The organism is Ferruginibacter lapsinanis (genome assembly GCF_020783315.1).
GTDB lineage: Bacteria > Bacteroidota > Bacteroidia > Chitinophagales > Chitinophagaceae > Ferruginibacter > Ferruginibacter lapsinanis.
Genome location: NZ_CP086063.1, coordinates 1,406,781 through 1,422,972 on the forward strand (window position 1 = coordinate 1,406,781; position 16,192 = coordinate 1,422,972).

The 16,192-nt window shown below is 37.3% G+C and carries 15 protein-coding genes; 9 read left to right on the top strand and 6 right to left on the bottom strand.

Annotated elements, in window-relative coordinates:
* Window positions 1–32 precede the first annotated feature (32 nt).
* From LK994_RS06160 to LK994_RS06200, 9 genes are all read left to right on the top strand, one after another.
* Window positions 33–1,241 carry an efflux RND transporter periplasmic adaptor subunit gene (locus LK994_RS06160; protein WP_229762020.1) on the top strand — a complete coding sequence of 403 codons (1,209 nt, stop codon included), beginning with the start codon at window positions 33–35 and terminating at the stop codon, window positions 1,239–1,241.
* Between the two features lie 55 nt (window positions 1,242–1,296).
* A complete protein-coding gene (locus LK994_RS06165) occupies window positions 1,297–4,848 on the top strand; it encodes an efflux RND transporter permease subunit (RefSeq protein WP_229762021.1) in 3,552 nt (1,183 codons plus the stop codon).
* 109 nt (window positions 4,849–4,957) lie between these two features.
* Window positions 4,958–5,752: a TIGR00266 family protein gene (locus LK994_RS06170; RefSeq protein WP_229762022.1), complete on the top strand. Its 795-nt coding sequence runs from the start codon at window positions 4,958–4,960 to the stop codon at window positions 5,750–5,752.
* A gap of 111 nt (window positions 5,753–5,863) precedes the next feature.
* Window positions 5,864–6,481: a class I SAM-dependent methyltransferase gene (locus tag LK994_RS06175; RefSeq protein ID WP_229762023.1), complete on the top strand. Its 618-nt coding sequence runs from the start codon at window positions 5,864–5,866 to the stop codon at window positions 6,479–6,481.
* A gap of 1 nt (window position 6,482) precedes the next feature.
* Complete coding sequence (locus LK994_RS06180; RefSeq protein WP_229762024.1) at window positions 6,483–6,818, top strand: ArsR/SmtB family transcription factor; 336 nt, start codon at window positions 6,483–6,485, stop codon at window positions 6,816–6,818.
* 130 nt (window positions 6,819–6,948) lie between these two features.
* Window positions 6,949–7,806 carry an arsenite methyltransferase gene (locus LK994_RS06185; protein WP_229762025.1) on the top strand — a complete coding sequence of 286 codons (858 nt, stop codon included), beginning with the start codon at window positions 6,949–6,951 and terminating at the stop codon, window positions 7,804–7,806.
* 21 nt (window positions 7,807–7,827) lie between these two features.
* Window positions 7,828–8,898, top strand: coding sequence for an ACR3 family arsenite efflux transporter (arsB, locus tag LK994_RS06190; protein ID WP_229762026.1), 1,071 nt, complete (start codon window positions 7,828–7,830; stop codon window positions 8,896–8,898).
* A gap of 16 nt (window positions 8,899–8,914) precedes the next feature.
* Window positions 8,915–9,313, top strand: coding sequence for an arsenate reductase ArsC (locus LK994_RS06195; RefSeq protein WP_229762027.1), 399 nt, complete (start codon window positions 8,915–8,917; stop codon window positions 9,311–9,313).
* A 201-nt stretch (window positions 9,314–9,514) separates the two neighbouring features.
* Window positions 9,515–11,362, top strand: a complete 1,848-nt coding sequence (locus tag LK994_RS06200) for a 2-oxoacid:acceptor oxidoreductase subunit alpha (RefSeq protein WP_229762028.1) — start codon at window positions 9,515–9,517, stop codon at window positions 11,360–11,362.
* A 156-nt stretch (window positions 11,363–11,518) separates the two neighbouring features.
* On the opposite strand, the gene LK994_RS06205 is transcribed toward LK994_RS06200, so the two are convergent.
* The 6 genes from LK994_RS06205 to gldA all read right to left on the bottom strand — a co-directional run bounded on the left by LK994_RS06205 (window position 11,519) and on the right by gldA (window position 16,176).
* Window positions 11,519–12,466, bottom strand: coding sequence for a DUF6089 family protein (locus LK994_RS06205; protein WP_229762029.1), 948 nt, complete (start codon window positions 12,464–12,466; stop codon window positions 11,519–11,521).
* 104 nt (window positions 12,467–12,570) lie between these two features.
* Window positions 12,571–13,215 (bottom strand): endonuclease III, encoded by a 645-nt coding sequence (gene nth / locus LK994_RS06210; protein ID WP_229762030.1) that lies wholly within the window; start codon window positions 13,213–13,215, stop codon window positions 12,571–12,573.
* A gap of 58 nt (window positions 13,216–13,273) precedes the next feature.
* Window positions 13,274–13,513 carry a hypothetical protein gene (locus LK994_RS06215; RefSeq protein ID WP_229762031.1) on the bottom strand — a complete coding sequence of 80 codons (240 nt, stop codon included), beginning with the start codon at window positions 13,511–13,513 and terminating at the stop codon, window positions 13,274–13,276.
* Window positions 13,514–13,588: 75 nt separating this feature from the next.
* A complete protein-coding gene (locus LK994_RS06220; RefSeq protein ID WP_229762032.1) occupies window positions 13,589–13,900 on the bottom strand; it encodes an FtsB family cell division protein in 312 nt (103 codons plus the stop codon).
* Window positions 13,901–13,947: 47 nt separating this feature from the next.
* Window positions 13,948–15,237 (bottom strand): phosphopyruvate hydratase, encoded by a 1,290-nt coding sequence (eno, locus tag LK994_RS06225; protein ID WP_229762033.1) that lies wholly within the window; start codon window positions 15,235–15,237, stop codon window positions 13,948–13,950.
* A gap of 33 nt (window positions 15,238–15,270) precedes the next feature.
* Window positions 15,271–16,176, bottom strand: a complete 906-nt coding sequence (gene gldA, locus LK994_RS06230) for a gliding motility-associated ABC transporter ATP-binding subunit GldA (RefSeq protein ID WP_229762034.1) — start codon at window positions 16,174–16,176, stop codon at window positions 15,271–15,273.
* Window positions 16,177–16,192: the final 16 nt, after the last annotated feature.

Consider the following 16,192-nt stretch of genomic DNA (forward strand, 5'->3'; position numbering starts at 1 on the left):
ACATGCTAAACAAACAAATAAATAATTTAACAATGAAAACACTTTTTATAATCACTACAGCATCGGTAATGCTTTTGTCATCTTGTGGCAGTAGTAAAAAAGACAGTGCTGCAGATTTGAATGACAAAAAAGCAACGCTTGAAAAATTAAAAAATGACAAGGAGAAGACTGACGAGCAAATAAAAAAACTGCAGGAAGAATTAATGAAATTAGATACTAATGCAGCCAGTACTTCAAAAGTAAAATTAGTGAGTACAACACCGGTTAGTACCCAGAATTTTAAGCATTATATCGATTTACAGGGCAAGGTAGATGCTGATAATATTTCTTATATATCACCAAGAATGGGACCGGCGCAAGTAAAAGCGGTATATGTAACTGAGGGGCAGGCTGTAAAAAAAGGACAGTTATTGCTGAAGTTAGATGACGCTATTATTCGTCAGCAAATTGTTGCAGCGCAAAAACAAATGGAAGTAACTAAAACACAGTTGTCTTTTGCAAAAACTATTTATCAACGTCAGAAAAACTTATGGGATCAGGGTATTGGTACTGAAGTACAGTTGCTTCAGGCAAAATCTAATGTTGAACAATTAGAGAATGGTTTGAATGCAGCAGAAGAGAATGTGAAAACAGCTAAAGAGCAATTAAGCACCACCAATGTATATAGCGATGTAAATGGTATTGCAGATATAGTAGCAGTTCGTGTCGGAGAAATTTTTCAAGGAATGACATTGACCGGCCCCCAAATTAAAATTGTGAATACCAGCTCTTTAAAAGTGGTTACCAGTGTGCCGGAAAATTATTTAACAAGAATGAGAAAAGGTTCTGCTGTTGAAATATTTATTCCAGATGCAAATAAAAAGATTAACTCATCACTTTCTTTGATCAGCCAGTCCATTGATCCATCGCAAAGAGGTTTTATAGCCGAAGCAAAAATCCCTTATGATCCTGTTTTAAAACCAAATCAAATTGCGGTGATGAAAATTTTGGATTATAGTGCACCAAATGCAGTTGTAATTCCTGTAAATGTTGTACAGTCTGACGAAATAGGTAAATACGTTTACGTGCTTACCAAAAGCAGCAATGGTAAAACTACAGCTCACAAAGTAATAGTAACTATTGGTGAAGTATATGGTGAAAATGTAGAGATAAAAGGAGGATTGAAAGCCGGAGAGCAATTAGTAACTGATGGTTTTCAAAGCCTGTATGAAGGACAGTTGATCTCTACTGAAGTGAAATAATGCAAGGCGGATAAAGTTGAACAGATAACTAACTGACGATAACAAAGATATTTTTATGAATATAATAGAAAAAGTAAAATCGAAATTCAAAGAGTTTGCCCCAACAAGTTGGGCAATAGATAATCGCACTGCGATATATATCATAGCAGTGATCATCTCTTTGATTGGTATGATCAAGTTCAATACCATGCCCAAGGAACAGTTTCCGGATATTGTAGTGCCAACAATTTCTGTAACTACTGTCTACGCAGGTAATTCTCCAAAAGACATCGAGAACCTGGTAACAAGGCCTATTGAAAAACAATTGAAGGGGATCAGTGGGGCTAAGGTCAATAAAATTCAGAGTACATCTCAGGCTGATTATAGTTTGATCGTTATTGAATTTGATACGGATGTAAAAACAGACATTGCTAAATTAAAAGTTAAAGATGCAATTGATAAAGCAAAAACAGATCTGCCAACAGATCTGACATCTGAGCCTAATGTTGCAGAATTTGCATTTAGTGAAATGCCGGTAATGTTTGTGAATGTGAGTGGTGATTATAATGGCATTAAACTCAAACAGTATGCAGATAAAATGCAGGATAGAATAGAGGAGTTAACAGAAATTACCCGTGCAGAAATTGTTGGAGCGCCGGAAAGAGAGATACAGGTAAATGTTGACCCAAATAAAATGTCGTTGGCAAGAGTAAGTTTTACAGATATTGAGAATGCTATTGCCAGAGAAAACCGTGATATCACGGGAGGTATGGTTTCCGTAGGTAATATGAAGCGTACACTTAAAATAAAAGGGCAGTTTGCCAGTGCGTTGAATTTGAATGATATAGTTGTACGTAGTAGTACACAAGGGGCTACCGTATATTTAAAAGATATAGCTCAGTTGGTAGATACAATTAAAGAAACAGAGAACTATGCAAGGTTGGATGGTAAAAATGTTGTTACGCTTAATATTGTAAAGCGTGCCGGAGAAAATCTGATCAATGCTGCAGATAAAGTAAAGGGCATCGTTGCAGACATGCAATTAAAAGAAGAATTACCTAAGGATCTTAAGGTTGTTTTTACAGGAGACTTGAGTAAGCAAACCAAAACATCTTTTCAGGATCTGGTAAATACAATTGTTATCGGGTTTATTTTGGTATTGATCATTTTGATGTTCTTTATGGGGGTAACCAATGCGTTCTTTGTTGCATTGAGTGTGCCGTTGAGTGTGTTCGTAGCATTTATGTTCCTGCCTATTGCAAGTGGTATTATTGGAAGTACCGTTACATTGAATTTCATTGTGCTCTTTGCATTACTGCTTGGCCTCGGAATTATCGTAGATGATGCTATTGTGGTAATAGAGAATACGCACCGTATATATGCAAATGGTAAAGTGCCAATTATAAGAAGTGCTAAGGAAGCAGCGGGTGAAGTATTCATTCCTGTATTAGCAGGTACAGCAACTACATTGGCTCCTTTCTTTCCATTATTGTTATGGAAAGGGTTGATCGGTAAGTTCATGATCTACTTGCCTGCAGTATTGATCCTTACATTGGCTGCATCATTGATTGTGGCGTTTATCTTCAACCCGGTTTTTGCGGTAAGTTTTATGAAACCTGAAGGGAAAGAATTTGAGAAGCCTAAAAAGCATATCTGGACAAGCAAATGGTTCCTTGTTTTTGTAATTGCAGGTATATTGTTGCACTTGCCAGGCTTCCATGGTACAGCGAATTTTATGTTGATAATGGCCGGCTTGATGTTGTTAAATACGTATGTATTAAATGATGCCATTCATAATTTCCAACAAAAAGCATTGCCTTGGTTGATGAGTCGTTATGAAAGGTTATTGAAATGGATATTGGTAGGATGGAGACCGGTAAAAGCTTTTGTTTCTTTGTTCCTGATATTTATTTTATCAATTGTTTTGTTGATGATAAGAGGGAATAAATCAACTTTCTTTCCAAGTGGCGATCCCAATTTTATTTACGTGTATTTAAAAATGCCGGTTGGTACAGATGTAAAGTATACTGATAGTGTTACACATATTTTAGAAAGTAGGGTGCATAAAATTTTGGCAAATGAATTACCTGTTGTACCCGGAGGAATTGTCGAAAGCATTATCACCAATGTTGCTGTTAGTGCTAATAATCCAAGAGATAATAATAGGAGTGTGCAACCAAACCTGGGAAGGATACAGGTTTCATTTGTTGAATACGAAAAAAGACATGGTAAGAAAACCCGTCCTTTTATGGATGAGATAAGAAGACAGATGACAGGTATCCCCGGTGCAAGTATTGAGGTAGCACAGGAAGATGGGGGTCCTCCAACAGATCCTCCGGTGAACATTGAAGTTCAAGGTGATAATTTTGAAAACATAGCAAAAGTTGCAACTGATCTTTCTCATTATTTAGATACCAATCAAATTGATGGAATAGAAAATTTGCAGATGGACGTGGATCTGAATAGTCCTGAAATTGCGATCAATGTAGATAGAGAAAGAGCAATGATGGAAGGGTTGAGCACAGGACAGATCGGTATGGAAATTCGTACGGCAGTTTTTGGGAAAGAGGTAAGTAAACTGAAAGACGGCGAAGATGAATACAAGATACAATTGCGTACAAGCGACCTTGTTAGGAACAATATTACCGATATCATGAATATGCGTATTACTTTTATGGATATGAATACGATGAGGGTGAAAAGTGTTCCGATCAGTGCTGTTGCTACTGTAGATTATGGCATTGGCGCTGGTGCGATCAAACGTAAGAATGTAAAACGTACCATTCAATTACAAAGTAATGTATTAGACCCCACAATGGTTGGTAAGATAAATACTGAATTGCAAGCTAAGATTGATGACTTTAAAACAAAAACAAAAATACCGTCTGATGTTACCTTAAGATTAAGCGGACAAAGCGAACAGGAAAAAGAAACGCAGGCATTTTTGGGTACAGCTTTACTAATGGCGTTGGGCATCATATTTATGATATTGGTATTGCAGTTCAATAGTATCAGTAAGCCATTCATCGTTATCACTGAGATATTCTTTAGTGTTATCGGAGTATTTCTGGGGTATGCGTTTACAGGCATGACGATCGCTACGATCATGTTGGGTGTTGGTGTCATAGCACTGGCAGGTATTGTGATCAAGAATGGTATATTGTTGATTGAGTTTACAGATGAATTAAGAGGAAGAGGTAGTCGTACAAGGGCTGCAGCAATTGAGGCAGGTAAAATCCGTATTATTCCGGTAATGCTTACAGCTGTTGCAACGATCCTGGGCTTGTTACCGTTGGCTGTTGGTTTTAATATTGATTTCGTTTCCTTCTTCCAGACATTCAATCCGCATATTTTCTTTGGTGGAGATAGTGTGGTGTTCTGGGGGCCGTTAAGTTGGACGATGATCTTTGGTTTGATATTCGCTTTCTTCCTTACCTTGATCATGGTACCAAGTATGTACCTGATATCAGAAAGATTGCGTAGACCAATGGAACAATTTTACGGAACTAAGTTCATCGGGTTACTAGGATTTGCCGGTCCGTTCTTCTTCATTTTTGTAGGAATAATGTATTTAGGACGTAGACTGCAAGGTAAAAAAGTATGGAATGGAACCTATAAAAAACAATAGCGGTATAAAAATAACCGTTTAAATAATTTAACACCTTAGCCCCGCAATTTCTGCGGGGCTTTTTTATTCAAAACAATTTTATCAATTACTTTTGAGAAAAATATTTGATATGATAAGTAATCACGAAATAGACTACAAAATTTACGGAGAAGAATTACAATTTGTAGAAATTGAGTTAGATCCGAATGAAACTGCCATTGCAGAAAGCGGCGCATTTATGATGATGGATAATGGGATAGAAATGCAAACGATTTTTGGCGATGGTAGCCAACAGCAAGGTGGCGGGTTGTTGGGCAAATTATTAAGTGCAGGAAAGAGGTTGATCGTTGGCGAAAGTTTGTTCATGACAGCTTTTACAAATGTTGGGCAGGGAAAGAAAAGGGTGAGCTTTGCAGCTCCATATACCGGAAAAATAATTGTGTTTGATCTGAAACAATTAGGCGGAAAGATCATTGCACAAAAAGATGCATTCTTATGTGCTGCCAAAGGAGTAAGTATTGGTATAGAGTTTCAAAAAAGATTGGGTACGGGTATTTTTGGGGGCGAAGGTTTCATCATGGAAAAATTGGAAGGAGATGGATTGGCTTTTGCTCATGCTGGAGGATATGTAATTGAAAGGGAATTACAACCCGGAGAAATTTTAAAAGTAGATACAGGTTGTGTAGTGGCATATACTGCAGGGGTTGATTTTGATATTGAATTTATAAGAGGCGTAAAAAACTGGATGTTTGGAGGAGAAGGATTATTCTTTGCCAAATTACAAGGCCCGGGAAAAGTCTGGTTACAATCCTTGCCGATCAGCCGTTTGGCCGGACGTATCATGCAATACGGTAGTGTGGGCGGACGAAAAGAAGAAGGCAGTATTTTAGGTGGCTTAGGCAATTTATTAGATGGAAGAGAATAACTGAATAATATTGTACAAAAAAATCCCCTGCCAATTGGTTGGGGATTTTTTTTGTAATAAAATTTGGATTTGTGATTTCTTTAATCGTATATTTGCGATATAAGATTAAAAATGGACAGGAAATTACATTGGGAAACGGTGTTTACAACTAAGCAGGCAACTGAGGTAAGCTGGTACCAACAAACGCCAAAAGAATCTCTGGCTCTTCTTAAAGAGCTGAACATTCCAGTAAATGCTTCAATTGTTGATATTGGGGCCGGCGATAGTTTTTTTGTTGATCATTTGCTGGATGAGGGGTATGCTAATATCACAGTACTGGATATTTCCGAAACCGCTATCAATAAAGCAAAACAGCGATTGGGCAGTAAAGCAACAAAGGTGAATTGGGTTGTTTCTGATGTGCTGGACTTTAAGAATGGTTTATATTTTGATTTTTGGCATGACAGGGCATCATTTCATTTTTTTACTTTGCAAAATGAGGTTGAAAAATATATTTCAGTAGTAGATCAACACCTTAATCCGGGAGGTAAAATGGTCGTTGGCACTTTTTCTACTGAAGGACCTCAAAAATGCAGTGGACTTCAGGTACAACAATACAATGAGGAAACACTTGTGAATCTGTTTCAAAAAAAATTTAAAAAGATTCATTGTATGACATCCGACCATGAGACTCCGTTTGGTACAACCCAAAATTTCTTATTCTGTAGTTTTAAAAAAGAAAATAATTAATATGGCGAGTCATAAAAAAGAAGCGTTTACACAGAAAGAGCAGGATCTGGCAGAGTTTGCCAAAGCGTTGGCACATCCTGCCAGGATAGCGATATTAAAAGTACTGGCACAACATAATGAATGTATTTGCGGAGAGATAGTGGAAGTGTTGCCGTTGGCGCAATCCACTGTGTCGCAACATTTAAAAGAATTGAAAAATGCAGGATTGATCAATGGCAGTGTGGATGGCCCACGTAGCTGTTACTGTATCAACTGGAAAGCATTTGAAAAATTCAATAGCGAATTCGGGCTATTGTTTAATGGGCTGAAAATTAAAAATGAAAAAGCCTGCTGTTAATGATAAATAGAATTACTGATGTACAAGAGTGCGACGCCTGTGAAGGAGAAGAAAGTTATGAAGCCGGTCTCAAAAAAATATTTTAAACATTCTCATCGCAGACTGAGTGGGTGGGAGCAAAAACAATGTTATGAATAACGATAATCAAATTAAAGAATTAGTAAAAGAAAAGTATACTGCTATAGCAGAACAAAGCAAAGAGGCAAATGCGACATCATGTTGTGGTGCTACATCTGCCTGCTGTGGGGATGAAGTGTACAATATCATGGCGGATGATTACACTACGCTAGAAGGCTATAACGCAGATGCAGACTTAGGCTTAGGCTGCGGCCTTCCTACAGAGTTTGCCAAGATCAAAGAAGGGGATACTGTCATTGATTTGGGCAGCGGTGCAGGTAATGATGCATTTGTTGCAAGAAAATTTGTAGGGGAAAGCGGAAAAGTGATCGGCATAGATTTTACTTCTGCAATGATCATTAAAGCAAGAGAAAATGCAGAAAAAGTTGGTTTTAATAATGTTGAATTCAGGCACGGTGATATTGAAGAAATGCCGGTGACCAGCAATAAAGCAGATGTGATCGTAAGTAATTGCGTTTTGAATTTGGTGCCTAACAAGCATAAAGTATTCAGCGAAATTTTCAGGGTATTAAAACCCGGCGGACATTTCTCTATCAGCGATATTGTGTTGGAAGGAGAGTTGCCGAGTAAATGGAAAGAAGTGGCAGAGTTATATGCAGGATGCATTTCAGGGGCTATTCAAAAAAATGATTATTTAGAAATTATAGAAGAAGCAGGATTTGCAAATATTACTTTACAAAAAAATAAACCCATTATAATTCCCGATGAGATATTGGCCAATTATTTAAGCGCTGAAGAGATTGCATTGTATAAAACCGGAAATACAAAGATCACCAGTATTACAGTGTATGCAGAGAAGCCTGCCAAAGATGAAAGAAAATGTTGCGAACCTGGAAGTGGTTGCTGCTAATCCTTAAATTTTATATTTTTTATGAGTGCTGATAATTGTTTTCCTGAAAAGGAGAGAAAGCAACTAAGTTTTCTTGATCGTTACCTTACCCTGTGGATATTTTTGGCAATGGCTATAGGTGTGGCGATCGGATATTTTATCCCATCATCTTCCATATTGATCAATTCTTTTTCGAGTGGTACAACCAATATTCCATTGGCAATTGGGTTGATATTAATGATGTATCCTCCATTGGCAAAAGTGAAGTATGAAAAAATGGGGGAAGTGTTTACAGATAAAAAAGTATTAAGTGCTTCTTTGATTTTGAATTGGATCATTGGCCCAATAGTAATGTTTGTATTGGCTATTACTTTTTTAAGAGATCATCCTGAGTATATGATTGGTTTGATCTTGATCGGACTTGCCCGCTGTATTGCCATGGTAGTAGTTTGGAACGAACTGGCGGAGGGCAATAGAGAATATGCTGCAGGATTAATCGCATTGAATAGTATTTTTCAGGTTTTGTTATATAGCGTATATGCTTATTTCTTCATAACAGTGCTGCCTCCTTATTTTGGCCTGCATGGATTGGAAGTAAATATTACGATCGCTGAGATAGCAAAAAGCGTGGGGATCTATTTGGGTATTCCATTTCTTGCCGGTATCATCAGTCGATACACCTTAATTCATTTAAAGGGACAAGAGTGGTTTCAAAATAAATTTGTTCCGTTCATCTCTCCAATAACATTGATTGCATTGCTTTTTACTATTGTGGTCATGTTTAGCCTAAAAGGAAATCTGATCATACAAATACCAATGGATGTTATACGAATTGCCGTTCCGCTGGTTATTTATTTTGTGGTCATGTTCCTGCTAAGCTTTTTTATCGGTAAATATTTCGGTGCCGATTATTCAAAAACCACTTCTATTGCATTTACCGCTACCGGAAATAATTTTGAATTAGCAATCGCAGTGGCCATTGGTGTTTTCGGTATCAATAGCGGACAGGCTTTTGCAGGCGTGATTGGGCCATTAGTAGAAGTGCCGGCATTGATCGGTTTAGTGAATGTGGCTTTTTGGTTACGTAAAAAATATTACACCAAACATCAATAAATTAAAAAACAACTGAATGAAAAAGATCAAATTACTTTTTGTTTGTATTGAAAATTCTAACCGCTCACAAATGAGTCAGGCATTTGCCAAAATACATGGCGGTGAAAATGTAGAGGCATACAGTGCAGGAAGTAAACCAAGTGGTATTGTTAATCCCAAGGCGATTGCAGCAATGAAAGAATTAGGTTATGATCTGAGCACACATGATAGTAAAAGCCTAGACGAAGTAAAAGCATTTGCTCCATTTGATGCGGTAGTAACAATGGGTTGTGGTGATGCCTGTCCCTGGATGCCGGCAAAACAATTTATTGATTGGCAGATACCCGATCCTAAACACATGGAACCCAAAGAGTTTAATGAAGTGAGAGATTTTATCAGTAATAAAGTGAGTGAATTGATAAAAGAACTGAAATAGAGATATTTTGAAGCATTTCAAGACGGAAAATCTTTGGTTAACCCAAAAAGAACAGTGCGACAGAGGAGCTACAATATTTTAGAAGGACTTCCCAAAACCTCCAGCCAGACTCTTGGCAACGTTCCCATTAAAAATTATGGAATCGGGGGCATAAAAAGCAAATTTCAGCGTAACTTTGCAGCCAATTTTAACGATTGAATTATGAGTACAGCAACCCAACAGGTTTTACAAGATGTAGTGATCAAATTCGCAGGCGATAGCGGCGATGGTATGCAGTTAACCGGCAGCCAGTTTACTAACAACACAGCTTTGTTAGGCATCGATTTAGCAACTTTCCCTGATTTTCCTGCAGAAATACGTGCCCCATTAGGTACTATTCCGGGTGTGAGCGGATACCAGCTTCGTTTCAGTAGCGACAGGATATTTACTCCTGGAGATAATTGCGACGTATTGGTAGCAATGAATGCCGCTGCATTAAAGACAAATCTTAAAGTGATCAAGAAGGGTGGGATCGTGATTGTTAACACCGATGGGTTTGATACAAAAAACCTTCGCCTGGCTAACTATCCGGAAGGTGCAAATCCTTTAGAAGATGACACACTTGCAGCCTACACTGTATACAAAATGGATGTAACTAAAATGACTCGTGAAGCATTGAAAGACATTACCATGGGTACCAAAGAAAAGGACAGAGCAAAAAATATGTTTGTACTGGGCTTTTTGTATTGGATGTATAACAGAGATATGGATACAACTATCCAATTCTTCAAAGATAAATTTGGTAAAAAACCTGAGATCTTAGAAAGTAATATCAAAGCATTACAGGCAGGCTATTTCTTCGGAGATACCACCGAAACTTTTACTACTCGTTTTAAAGTAGAAAAAGCCAAGATGGATAAAGGTACTTACCGTTCTATCATGGGTAATCAGGCTCTGTCTTATGGTTTGATCGCAGCTTCTCAGAAAAGCGGATTGCAAATGTTCTTAGGAAGTTATCCTATCACACCTGCATCTGACATCTTACATGAATTAAGTAAATACAAATCTTTCGGAATAAAAACATACCAGGCAGAAGATGAGATCGCTGCAATCACATCTGCTATCGGAGCTAGTTATGGTGGTGCTTTAGGGCTTACCACTACCAGTGGTCCGGGTATGGCGTTAAAAGCAGAAGCAATGGGGCTGGCTGTAATGTTGGAAATTCCGCTTGTGATTGTAAATATCCAACGTGGTGGTCCAAGTACAGGTTTGCCAACCAAAACAGAACAAAGTGATCTGATGCAGGCTTATTATGGTAGAAATGGAGAGTGCCCTATGCCTGTTATCTCTGCATCTACTCCTAGTGATTGTTTTGATGCCGCTTACGAAGCAGTAAGGATCAGTGTTCAGCATATGACACCGGTTATTTTATTAAGTGATGGATACATAGCAAATGGAGCAGAGCCTTGGAAATTCCCGGTATCTGCTGACTTACCTGAAATAACTGTTAAGTTTAAAGAAGGATTGGATGTAGGAGAAGAAAAATTACAACCATACAAAAGAGATGAAAAATTAGTTAGACCATGGGCTATTCCTGGTACGCCGGGCTTAGAACACCGTTTAGGTGGATTAGAAAAGCAAGATATCACCGGTAACATCAGTTATGATAGTGATAACCACCAACACATGGTTTTAACCAGACAAGCTAAAGTTGATAAAATTGCGGATTATATTCCTTTACAAAAATTGGATAGCGGTGCGGAAAAAGGAAAAGTATTGGTATTAGGATGGGGCAGTACATACGGTGCTATTAAAAGTGCGGTAAAAGACCTTCAAAATGAAGGGCTTGAAGTATCACACGCTCACCTACGTTATATACGTCCTTTCCCTAAAAATTTAGGAGAGATATTGAATAATTTTGATCATGTGTTAATTCCTGAGATCAACAACGGCCAATTAGTAAAAATTATCCGTGATGTATATTTTGTTGATGCAAAACCTTACAACAAGATCATGGGAGTTCCTATTACTAAAGGAGAGATCATCGATGCAGTAAAGAAGATGTTATAATTAAAATAACTCGAAATAATAAAAAAGTCCTCTACTTATAAATAGAGGACTTTTTTATTGCCGATCATTTTGATTATTACAATGGCATCTGTCAATCATACAATAAAAAAAGGTTTCGGAAAATCCGAAACCTTTTAATTATAAAATATATTAAACTTAATTGCTTTTTTCTCTACCGAAGGTTAAACCTAGTTTTATTGATAAAGTAAAGAAGGCGTCTTTATCTTTAGGATCTCCCCGTATCTGTCCTCCTTTAGGGTTAACTGTGTATGGGAACAAAGGATTCTCAAGTCTTCTGTCATTCAATTCAATAGCATTTGCTAATCTTTCTCCACTTAAATAGTTGGCAAATAAAGAAGGGTCAATATATCTTGTGCTAACATCATCCAGGTAATCAGTGCGGAGAATGCGTGGCATCACTTCTGCACGAACATTAAAGGTTCTTGATAATTCATATTTTATACCCAACCCAATCGGGAAATTTATTTGGCTTAGTTTGTAATTTTTTCTGCTTGGGTATTCAGCAAATCCTTGTCCTTCTGTATGTAATGGTTGTAGATCAATCCATTTTCCGGCAGCATTTTTTGCTTGAGGATTAAAGTGAAAGTATCCGATGCCAGCTAATAAATATGGAGAAAGTCTTGGTGGTTCCCTGTCTTTAGATGGCCAGTCAATAAATATATAAATAGGGTGAAATTCTGCCACTAAACTAATTTCGGATATTTTACTTCTGAAATGTAATCCACGCCAATATCTTGCGCCGGAGTTATCTCTGATAGGGCTTAAGATGCTATCGTAGGCTTTTACTTGTCCGAATGTACCTTCTAATCTTACGGCGATCTTGTTCTTATAAAGACCACTTAAGAACACGCTGCCGCCCAACTGGTTATTACCAATATTATAATCTTTTAAAAAAGGTTTTCCGATACCTTTTTTGCCCCCAAGGTCTGTAAGACAGTTCATAATACCAACACTGGCCCCTATCTCATAAATCCACTCGGTATCATAATAATCATTATCATAAAAATAATACTGAGCATTCGATTTAATGGAAACACCCATTAGTAAAACCGAAAAGCTTAAAAACAAAAAAGTTTTTTTCATAGAAAATCTCCACTTTAGTAATAAAAAGTTAACATCAGTTTTTTTATGGATGCTTGTAAAAAGAACAAAATAAACGATAATTTGTTAATATTATTACGTTTACTTTAACTCTTAACATTAAAATTGTAGTATTTACAGATTGTTTTTAACCCACATTCGTTGCATTTCGGGCTTCTTGCAGTGCAAATGTACCTTCCATGTAATATCAACCAATGGTGTGCCTTATGTATATACTCTTTGTTAATATGTTTGATCAACTGCTTCTCAGCAGCTAATGGTGTTTTTGCATTGGTTGTTAAACCGATACGGGCACTCACTCTAAAGACATGAGTGTCTACAGCCATATTTGGCTGATTGTCAATCACAGAAGTAATCACATTGGCTGTTTTCCTTCCTACGCCTGGTAACAAAATTAACTCATTTACCGTCATGGGAACCACTCCGGCGAAATTTTTTAATAAAATTTCTGCCATACCGATAAGATGCCTGGCTTTATTATTTGGATAAGAGATGCTTTTTATCAATGGAAAAAGTTCGTCGAATTTGGCCTTACTCATGGCCTCGGCATCGGGATATTTTTCAAAAAGTGAAGGAGTTGTTAAATTTACCCGTTTGTCGGTGCATTGAGCAGAAAGTATAACAGCGACCAGTAATTGAAAAGGAGAATCATATATCAGCTCTGTTTCCGCATTGGGAGCATGTTCCAGAAAATAATTGATAAAAAACTGATAGCGTTCCTTCTTGGTCATAAATAAAATCGTCCCGATTAGTATCGGGACGAAATTACGTTAAATACGTTCAAAACGGTTAGACTTCATTTGTAAGTTCACCCACCGAAATGTTAGCTTGGCTAAGAATAGCCTTTACTGTCTTTTTTCGAGGAGAAAAATTGAGTGCTTCCAGATTTTTTTGTCCATCCAGCAATAACTCATATTTTTCACGTAAACTCCAATCAGTTTCTAATGCAGCTGCAATAGCAGCGGTTTTTTCGGCAGAGGATTCTTTGTACATATATTGTACAAGGTCCTCGTTGTTAAATGTGTGCATAGAAATGTTTAAGGGGTTGAAAAATAGCTTAATCTGCTTATAAAACGAGTAAAGGAGTTAATTATTGCCCTTTTATTATTTTTTAGGAGAACTTTGGGAAGAGAGAACAAACAGATCTTCGTTATCTTTTTTCATCAGATATTTTTCCCTGGCATATTTCTCAATGGTTTGTGCATTGGTCTTTAGCTGATGTAACTCCTGTTCTGTTTCAGCGATCAATGTATCCAGATGTTTTTCACTTTGCTGAAGTTCTTTGTATTTATCTCTACGGGCCAAGTCGGAGCGGATATCTTTTGGATCGAACCAAAACATCCATACTAAAAAAAACGTAACTGCTATCAGGTACTTGTTTTTTAGAAAAGATAATATTTGTTTTGCTACTTTCATTTTATTATGAGACCATGGTCCATTATCCATGGACCATGGTCTATAATTTATTTTCCAAATTTAATTTTTCCTTTTGGATAAATAGCTGAATCCCCCAACATTTCTTCAATACGAATTAATTGGTTGTATTTAGCCATACGGTCTGTACGTGATGCAGAGCCTGTTTTGATTTGTCCGCAATTCAATGCAACAGCTAAGTCAGCAATGGTGGTGTCTTCTGTTTCACCACTTCTGTGACTCATGATCGTATTGTAACCGGCTTGTTGTGCCATACTTACAGCATTGATTGTTTCTGTGATAGTACCGATCTGATTTACTTTAACCAATAAACCATTGGCAATATTTTCTTTGATACCTCTTTCCAAACGAGTAACGTTTGTTACAAAAAGATCATCGCCTACTAACTGTACTTTTTTACCAATGGTATCAGTTAAGTTTTTCCAACCATTCCAATCATCTTCAGCCATACCATCTTCGATACTGCAGATTGGATATTGTTTAGCCCAGCTTTCCCAGAATTTTACTAATTGGTCGCTGGTCATTTTTTTACCATCACTTTTATGGAAAATATATTTTTTCTCTTTTGCATTCCACAACTCACTGTTGGCAGCATCCATAGCGATCATGATCTGACTGCCTGTTTTGTAACCTGCAGCTTGTATCGCAGTTAATACAGTTTCAATTGCTTCTTCGTTGCTTTGAATATTTGGTGCAAAACCACCTTCATCACCTACGTTAGTGCTGAAGCCTTTTTTCTTCAATACAGTTTTCAACGCATGAAAAATATCAACGCCCCACGCCAAACCTTCGCTGAAAGTTTTTGCTCCTACAGGCATTACCATGAATTCCTGAAAATCGATCTTATTATCAGCATGTGCTCCACCATTTAAGATGTTCATCATTGGGATAGGCAAAATTTTTGCGTTGGTACCACCGATGTATCTGTATAAAGGAAGATTAGCTTCTAATGCAGCGGCTTTGGCAACAGCCATACTAACGGCCAACATTGCATTTGCACCTAATTTACTTTTGTTAGCAGTTTTGTCTAAAGCGATCAAAGCAGCATCAATACCAGTTTGGTCTGCAATATCCCAACCCAATAAATTTTCTGCAATAATTCCGTTTACGTTACCTACAGCTTTCAATACACTTTTACCACCATAATATTTTTTATTATTATCTCTAAGCTCAACTGCTTCGTGAATACCTGTACTGGCTCCACTTGGTACTGCGGCTCTGCCGAGATGTTCGTTTTCTGTTAATACGTCTACTTCTACTGTAGGATTTCCACGGCTATCTAATATTTGACGGGCATGGATGCTTGCGATGTAACTCATTGTTCTTGTATTTAAATTGTAATGTTAATCTTTTTAATTAGTGAGGTTTTTGAAAACATCTTCCAGACTATTGCTTTCGCTCTGCAAAGAAACGATGTTAAGGTTATTTTTCAAACTCAATTCCAATAATTGTTTTCGCACACTCTCAGGGTTTGAAGTTTGAAGTTTGAAGTTTGAAATTTGTGGTTGCTCTATTTTTGTTACTTCTTTTATGGTTTTGATAGTCTCTGTATCCACATTTTCTTTGAACTGAACTACCACAACATGTTTATCTGTTTTTCCTTTTTGTAAATTGCTTAGTTGGTCATCCGCAACAATATTTCCTCTGTTGATGATGATCACTCTGTCGCAAATGGCCTCTACTTCCTGTAATATATGTGAGGAGAAAAGAACTGTTTTATCCTTGCCTAAATTTTTTATTACGTCACGGATCTCTATGATCTGATTCGGGTCTAATCCACTTGTAGGTTCATCCAGTATCAATACCTCAGGATTGTGTATCAGAGCGGCAGCCAGGCCAACACGTTGTTTGTAACCCTTACTCAATTGTCCGATCTTTTTATTGGCTTCCAGTGTAAGACCTGTAAGTTCTATCGCATTGTCGATGGCTAATGTTTTATTGTCAATTTCGTGTACACCTGCTACAAACTCCAGGTACTCCCTTACATACATATCAAAATATAAAGGATTTGCCTCCGGCAGATAGCCTATCTTTTTTTTAGTGGAAAGTGTTTGTGTATTTACCACTTCACCGCAAACGGTAGCATTACCGCCATCCGCTTCCAGGTAACCTGTAATGATCTTCATTGTTGTGCTTTTACCTGCTCCGTTCGGCCCGAGAAAACCGACAATTTCTCCCTTATTGATGGTAAAAGAAATATTATTTACAGCTTTTTGTGAGCCGTATATTTTTGTAAGATTGTTTACTGTGATGGACATTCAAAAAATTATGTTG